Here is a 6,196-nt window from a genome sequence, read left to right on the forward strand (position 1 = left end):
GGAATATGATGACTGAAAAAATTAGAATTATTAGCTTGTCTTGAAAAACAGTCGTTTATCCGTAGAAACTTTAGCGGAAATGTTAAATGTAGAAATAGAAGGAGTAAAAGAAATGGTGGAGAAGTTAGAGAGAGTAAAATTATTGTTCACTATGTTACACATATAGATTGGAAAAAAGTAAAAGGACATAGAGGTTTGTAGAAAATAAAAAAAGGACAAAACAGAATATGTTTTGTCCATAAAAGGGGGGGAATACTAGAAAGCCATGTGTTAGTATTCTATCCCAATATTTGAAAATTATACTTACTTGAGGAAAGTTTTTCATGAATTTTGAATGAAACGAGAGCTAGTGGTATAATTTACTAATATAAAGTGAAACTTTTCTCAGCGAGGGAGATTTATCTTTTTACTGAGAATGAGCTTTCACTAATCGGATATTTATGAATAGTTGCATCTGCTAATCTTTTTGGTTTTCTCGGTGGATGTCTTGCTACCTGCAAATAGCAGGGAAAATGGTAAGCGTATAGGAGTGTTTCATATGTCAGAACAATACACAACAGGAGTGGTTGTGAAAGGGAAAGTGACTGGAATTCAAGATTACGGTGCGTTTGTAGCATTGGACGCCGAAACGCAAGGACTTGTACATATATCTGAAATTACAAATGGATATGTAAAGGATATTCATGACTTTTTAAAGGTCGGAGATATGGTAGAAGTAAAAGTACTTTCAATTGATGAAGAACACAAAAAAATGAGTTTATCGTTAAAAGCAGCAAAGCGAAAGCAAGGAAGAATTATCGTACCCAAACCATCTGATAAAGGGTTCAATACGCTTCGCGAAAAGTTAACAGAGTGGATTGAAGAATCACAGTTAACAAAATAAAAGAGGATCGCTAAATCAGCAATCCTCTTTTATTTTGTTATGATATATATTAGCAAATATGATTGCATGCAATCATATTCGTATGTCGGATGGGAAGTGCGGAGCCATGTTTTATTATCGAACTTCGCGTGTTTCTGGGTGTGTTCCAAGGTTTTCGGATGGTTTAAACAATAAACCAAGGTTAATAAGCCCAGAAATACCAACAATACCGTAAATGATTCGTGCAAGTGCGGAACCTTGTCCACCGAAGATAGCTGCTACTAAATCAAATTGAAAGAATCCAATAAGTCCCCAGTTGACGGCACCGATGATAGTGAATACTAATGCAATACGTTGTAAAGTACTCATCTTGAATAGTCCTCCTTAAATTTGAAGCATAAGCAAGCCTTTAGTATTCGCGAGTAATAAGAATCCACCTATATGAAATTGGTGGGTATAAAGCGAAATCCGAAAATGGGAGTACGCATTATACAACTTAACTCTCTTATAGAATGACTCTCCTTTGTTGTTTTTATACATAAAAAATTTTCATTATAGGATGTGTATACATCCATACTAAGAAATACGAATTTTTATGCGAAAAATGAACTTTTTTTTAAAAATAAATATTGGTTACGTTTACAATTCTTCAATTGCTTGATTTACAACTTCAGTTTCGCTAAAGTGAATACAGAAGTACATATACATAATTGGAGGGAAAAAGATGAGCACACATGTAACGTTCGATTATTCTAAAGCGTTATCGTTCATCAGTGAACGTGAACTAACTTATTTACGTGATGCAGTAAAAGTATCGCACCATGCAATCCATGAACAAACTGGAGCTGGGAACGATTTCCTTGGGTGGGTAGAGCTTCCACTTCAATACGACAAAGAAGAATTTGCTCGCATTCAAAAATGTGCTGAGAAAATTAAAAGTGACTCTGACATTTTACTTGTTGTAGGTATTGGTGGTTCTTACTTAGGAGCACGCGCAGCAATTGAAATGTTAAATCATTCTTTCTACAATACACTTTCTAAAGAACAACGCAAAACTCCACAAGTGCTATTTGTTGGGCAAAACATTAGCTCCACTTACATGAAAGATTTAATGGATGTATTAGAAGGTAAAGATTTCTCCATTAACGTTATTTCTAAATCAGGTACAACAACAGAACCTGCAATTGCATTCCGCATTTTCCGTAAATTATTAGAAGAGAAATATGGAAAAGAAGAAGCACGTAAACGTATTTATGCAACAACTGATAAAGCGCGTGGTGCTTTAAAAACATTAGCTGATGAAGAAGGATACGAAACATTTGTAATTCCAGATGATGTTGGCGGTCGTTTCTCTGTATTAACACCAGTTGGTTTATTACCAATTGCAGTGAGTGGTTTAAATATTGAAGAGATGATGCAAGGTGCAGCTGCTGGGCACGATGACTTTGCGAAATCTGAGCTGGAAGAAAATCCTGCTTACCAATATGCAGTTGTGCGTAATGCTTTATATAACAAAGGTAAAACAATTGAAATGCTTGTTAACTACGAGCCGGCGCTTCAATACTTTGCTGAGTGGTGGAAACAGTTATTTGGTGAAAGTGAAGGGAAAGATCAAAAAGGTATTTTCCCATCTTCAGCAAACTTCTCAACTGACTTACATTCATTAGGTCAATACATTCAAGAAGGACGTCGCGATCTATTTGAAACAGTTCTGAAAGTAGGGAAAGCTACACATGAACTAAAAATCGAATTAGACGAGAACGATTTAGATGGTTTAAACTACCTTGCTGGTGAAACAGTAGACTTCGTAAACACAAAAGCATACGAAGGTACATTACTTGCACATAGCGATGGCGGTGTACCAAACTTAATCGTAAACATTCCAGAATTAAATGAGTACACATTCGGTTACCTTGTATACTTCTTTGAAAAAGCGTGTGCGATGAGCGGCTACTTATTAGGCGTAAATCCATTTGATCAACCAGGTGTAGAAGCATACAAGAAAAACATGTTTGCTCTTCTTGGAAAACCAGGATTCGAAGAACTAAAAGCAGAATTAGAAGAGCGTTTGAAATAGGGAAAGCGAAGCCGCCGACCACTCTAGCCATTGTAGCTGGATAAAAAAGCGAAAAAAGCTGTTGGGATAATCCCCACAGTTTTTTTTATTGGAAAAATTGGGATGGGGCTTGTCGAATCATTGATATATCATGCAAGAACAAAGAAGAATCGGGTATGCTAAGGGAAAAGTTTAGGAAGGATGAATAGCTTGATTCCAATTCAATCAAATTTAGAAGGTCATACATATGCCCTTTTTAAATTAGAAGAAACATTAAAACCGCTTGGTTATAGTATTGGTGGCAATTGGGGTTACGACAAAGGGTGCTTTGATTATAAAATAGATGAGGAAGAGGGATATCAATTTTTAAGAGTACCATTTACAGCAACGGAAGGAGAGCTAGATGTGCCTGGAGTAGTAGTTCGCCTTGACACGCCGTATCTTCTTTCGCATGTATATCAAGACGAACTGGATGATCAAGTAAATACATTAGCAGCTGGAGTAAGTGGAGTAGATCAATTCGCAGAGCCACAAGATGCAGATGGAAATATAAAAAGAAAATACATTGATATCGGAAAGGCTTTAGTAAAAGAGCTGGAAAAGCATCTTATTCATGTTTAATTACGATAAATATGTCGCTTTCAATAATAATGAAGGAGCGGACGGGATTGATGTGATATTGTTCATCTCGCTGCACACCTAGCAGTAGGACGTCTTGTTTTAAAAGCAGGCCACTGCAAGCTTCGAAAGTTTTTCCGATATAAACTGTAGGAGCATTCATCAGTTGCAATTTATTTTCCGAGATTTCATTATAAAGTGTAAATAATACACCTGAAATGGAAGGGAATAAAAGAGATGCAGTAAAGACGTAGCTTGTTAATTTATTTCCTTCTATAATTTCTGTTGCCCCCGCTCTACTCGCATTTTGAACTTGTTCAGAAGTGAGTATTTCAGCGATACAGTGGATATTTGGATTCAGTCCTTTAGCAGTTAAAATGTTTAAAATAGATTGTGTGTCAGCTAAGTTTTCATTTTTCTCTTTATCTGCCGTGATTAAAATAGTTTGGGCTGTTCGAACATTTGCTTTTAGTAAAGTTTGATCATGATGTGGACAGCCTTTAATAAACTCTAAGTGATGGAAAGATTTCGGAAGCAAAGAAAGGGTTTCATCGATGAGTACGATATCAAGCTTCGGTTCTAGTACATGCATTTGGCTTACGACTTGTTTGGCACGTTCATTCCAGCCGACAATTATCATATGTCCATGGCAGGAAGCTGCTTCTTCACCTTTAATTTTCATATACTGCTTACTAATCATTTCGGTGGCGAATAACACCATATAATAGGAACAGAAACCTGTTCCTAATAAAATGAGAAGCATGCCTGTAAGTTTTCCTATAGGTGTGTGCGGGACGTAATCGCCGTAACCGACAGTAAAAGTTGTAACAAGTGCCCACCAGATTCCATCAAACCATGTAGAAAAATAAGTAGGTTCAAATTTATATATGAGAAGACCAAAAACAGTAATTAGTAGGATAATGAAGCTAATTAAGCGGAAAATAATGGAGTCACGAAATACATCTACTAGATTAGCGCGTGATTTCAAATTTATATTCCTCCTCACCTTGTATAGCTACATTGTTACCATTATGAAAAAAAGAAAAACTCTCTATGTTGTAAGAGAGTTTTTTAGTGGTTCATCAGAAACGCTATATGCTTTCAACTTCTGTTTGTTGTACACTTTCTAAATGTTGCAGCGCATAATAGACGTCAGCTGTATGTCTTTTTTGATCAACAGACAGTTTAAGTTGTAAAAAGTGCGATCCGTTTTCTAATGTTTTGAGTTTCATATTTTTAACTTTTATATCCATTGCTTTTATTTCTTCAATAACAATAGGTATATTGTTCATATTACTTACAACAAGTTTGACAGCGATATCTCGCTGCCTGAGTGACCTAGGACCTAAAATCTTCATTGTTAATGGAATGAGTTCGACGCTAATCATAAGAAAACACATGCCGAAAATTGCTTCAAGATAAAAACCAGCTCCCACAGCAATCCCAATGCCTGATGCTCCCCAAATCATAGCGGCAGTAGTTAAGCCTGCGATACTGTCGTTTCCTCTTCTTAAAATGACACCAGCGCCTAGAAAACCAATTCCTGAAACAATTTGAGCTGCAAGGCGAAGAGGGTCCATGTTGATGTGATCTGTATGAGGTAAGTTATAGGCAGATTTAATAGAGACAATAGTAAGGAGACAGCTAATAATTGAAATGACTAAGCAAGTTTTTAAACCAAGTGGTTTTCTTTTTAATTCGCGTTCTAAACCGATAGCAAATCCTAAAATAGCAGAGAGACCTAGTTTGATTAATAAATCGGTATAGTCCATATGTACTCCTCCTTGTAAGTGGGTTTACTGTAAAGGCAATGATAACGTTAAGAAGAAACGTTTTTCTTAATAAATGAAATTTCCATCAGCGGGTATGGTACTTCCTGCACAATGAAATTCTTTTTGTAAAGAATGATAGATAGTAATGAAGCCGATTATGGTGAAAAAGATATGAATGAAGTGGGGAATAAAAAGGTATTTTATTTAAGTATATGGCGTAAATAAAGAAACTTGGCTATTTTTTATAAAAAAGTTTTAAAAGGGTGTTGCATTTCATTTTTCCACATGCTATATTAATAACCGTCGCCGATGCGAGACAGCAGAAAGCGAAAAAAAGAAATAAAAAACTTTGTTGACATCGACAAAAGAAGGTGTTAACATAAGGGAGTCGCAAATGAGCGGCGAACAAGTTCTTTGAAAACTGAACGAAACAAACAACGTGAAACGTCAATTTTTATTTTAGATGCTAGACAAACTAACTTTATTGGAGAGTTTGATCCTGGCTCAGGATGAACGCTGGCGGCGTGCCTAATACATGCAAGTCGAGCGAACGAATTAAGAGCTTGCTCTTATGAAGTTAGCGGCGGACGGGTGAGTAACACGTGGGTAACCTGCCCATAAGACTGGGATAACTCCGGGAAACCGGGGCTAATACCGGATAACATTTTGCACCGCATGGCGCGAAATTGAAAGGCGGCTTCGGCTGTCACTTATGGATGGACCCGCGTCGCATTAGCTAGTTGGTGAGGTAACGGCTCACCAAGGCAACGATGCGTAGCCGACCTGAGAGGGTGATCGGCCACACTGGGACTGAGACACGGCCCAGACTCCTACGGGAGGCAGCAGTAGGGAATCTTCCGCAATGGACGAAAGTCTGACGGAGCAACG

General features: G+C 37.2%; 6 protein-coding genes, 1 rRNA gene and 1 pseudogene. 5 read left to right on the top strand and 3 right to left on the bottom strand.

What is annotated here, in order from left to right; genetic code table 11:
* Nucleotides 1-12: 12 nt before the first annotated feature.
* Nucleotides 13-198: pseudogene (locus M014_RS28990) on the top strand (winged helix-turn-helix transcriptional regulator); the annotation flags it as partial.
* Between the two features lie 340 nt (nt 199-538).
* Nucleotides 539-883, top strand: a complete 345-nt coding sequence (gene yugI, locus M014_RS0125755; protein ID WP_026594260.1) for a S1 domain-containing post-transcriptional regulator GSP13 — start codon at nt 539-541, stop codon at nt 881-883.
* Nucleotides 884-997: 114 nt separating this feature from the next.
* Here yugI and M014_RS0125760 read toward each other — a convergent pair whose 3' ends face one another.
* Nucleotides 998-1,231: a DUF378 domain-containing protein gene (locus M014_RS0125760; RefSeq protein WP_026594261.1), complete on the bottom strand. Its 234-nt coding sequence runs from the start codon at nt 1,229-1,231 to the stop codon at nt 998-1,000.
* A 355-nt stretch (nt 1,232-1,586) separates the two neighbouring features.
* Between M014_RS0125760 and M014_RS0125765 the strand changes: the two genes are divergently transcribed.
* Both M014_RS0125765 and M014_RS0125770 read left to right on the top strand, forming a co-directional pair.
* On the top strand, nt 1,587-2,939 hold the full coding sequence (locus tag M014_RS0125765) for a glucose-6-phosphate isomerase (protein ID WP_026594262.1): 1,353 nt from the start codon (nt 1,587-1,589) through the stop codon (nt 2,937-2,939).
* Nucleotides 2,940-3,128: 189 nt separating this feature from the next.
* The gene (locus M014_RS0125770; RefSeq protein ID WP_026594263.1) at nt 3,129-3,539 is read left to right on the top strand and encodes a YugN-like family protein; all 411 of its coding nucleotides are present in this window, start codon (nt 3,129-3,131) and stop codon (nt 3,537-3,539) included.
* Here M014_RS0125770 and M014_RS0125775 read toward each other — a convergent pair.
* A complete protein-coding gene (locus tag M014_RS0125775; RefSeq protein WP_026594264.1) occupies nt 3,526-4,524 on the bottom strand; it encodes a potassium channel protein in 999 nt (332 codons plus the stop codon). The genes M014_RS0125770 and M014_RS0125775 overlap by 14 nt on opposite strands.
* A gap of 103 nt (nt 4,525-4,627) precedes the next feature.
* A complete protein-coding gene (locus tag M014_RS0125780; RefSeq protein ID WP_026594265.1) occupies nt 4,628-5,308 on the bottom strand; it encodes an MgtC/SapB family protein in 681 nt (226 codons plus the stop codon).
* 481 nt (nt 5,309-5,789) lie between these two features.
* On the opposite strand from M014_RS0125780, the gene M014_RS0125785 reads away from it, so the two are divergent.
* Nucleotides 5,790-6,196, top strand: a 16S ribosomal RNA gene (locus M014_RS0125785); the annotation flags it as partial.

Origin of the sequence: Bacillus sp. UNC437CL72CviS29 (genome assembly GCF_000482345.1) — a bacterium.
GTDB lineage: Bacteria > Bacillota > Bacilli > Bacillales > Bacillaceae_G > Bacillus_A > Bacillus_A arachidis.

What these genes read in the sequence shown, in the direction of transcription:
- yugI (WP_026594260.1), top strand. Translation starts at nt 539, where the DNA reads ATGTCAGAACAATACACAACAGGAGTGGTTGTGAAAGGGAAAGTGACT.
- M014_RS0125760 (WP_026594261.1), bottom strand. Translation starts at nt 1,231, where the DNA reads ATGAGTACTTTACAACGTATTGCATTAGTATTCACTATCATCGGTGCC.
- M014_RS0125765 (WP_026594262.1), top strand. Translation starts at nt 1,587, where the DNA reads ATGAGCACACATGTAACGTTCGATTATTCTAAAGCGTTATCGTTCATC.
- M014_RS0125780 (WP_026594265.1), bottom strand. Translation starts at nt 5,308, where the DNA reads ATGGACTATACCGATTTATTAATCAAACTAGGTCTCTCTGCTATTTTA.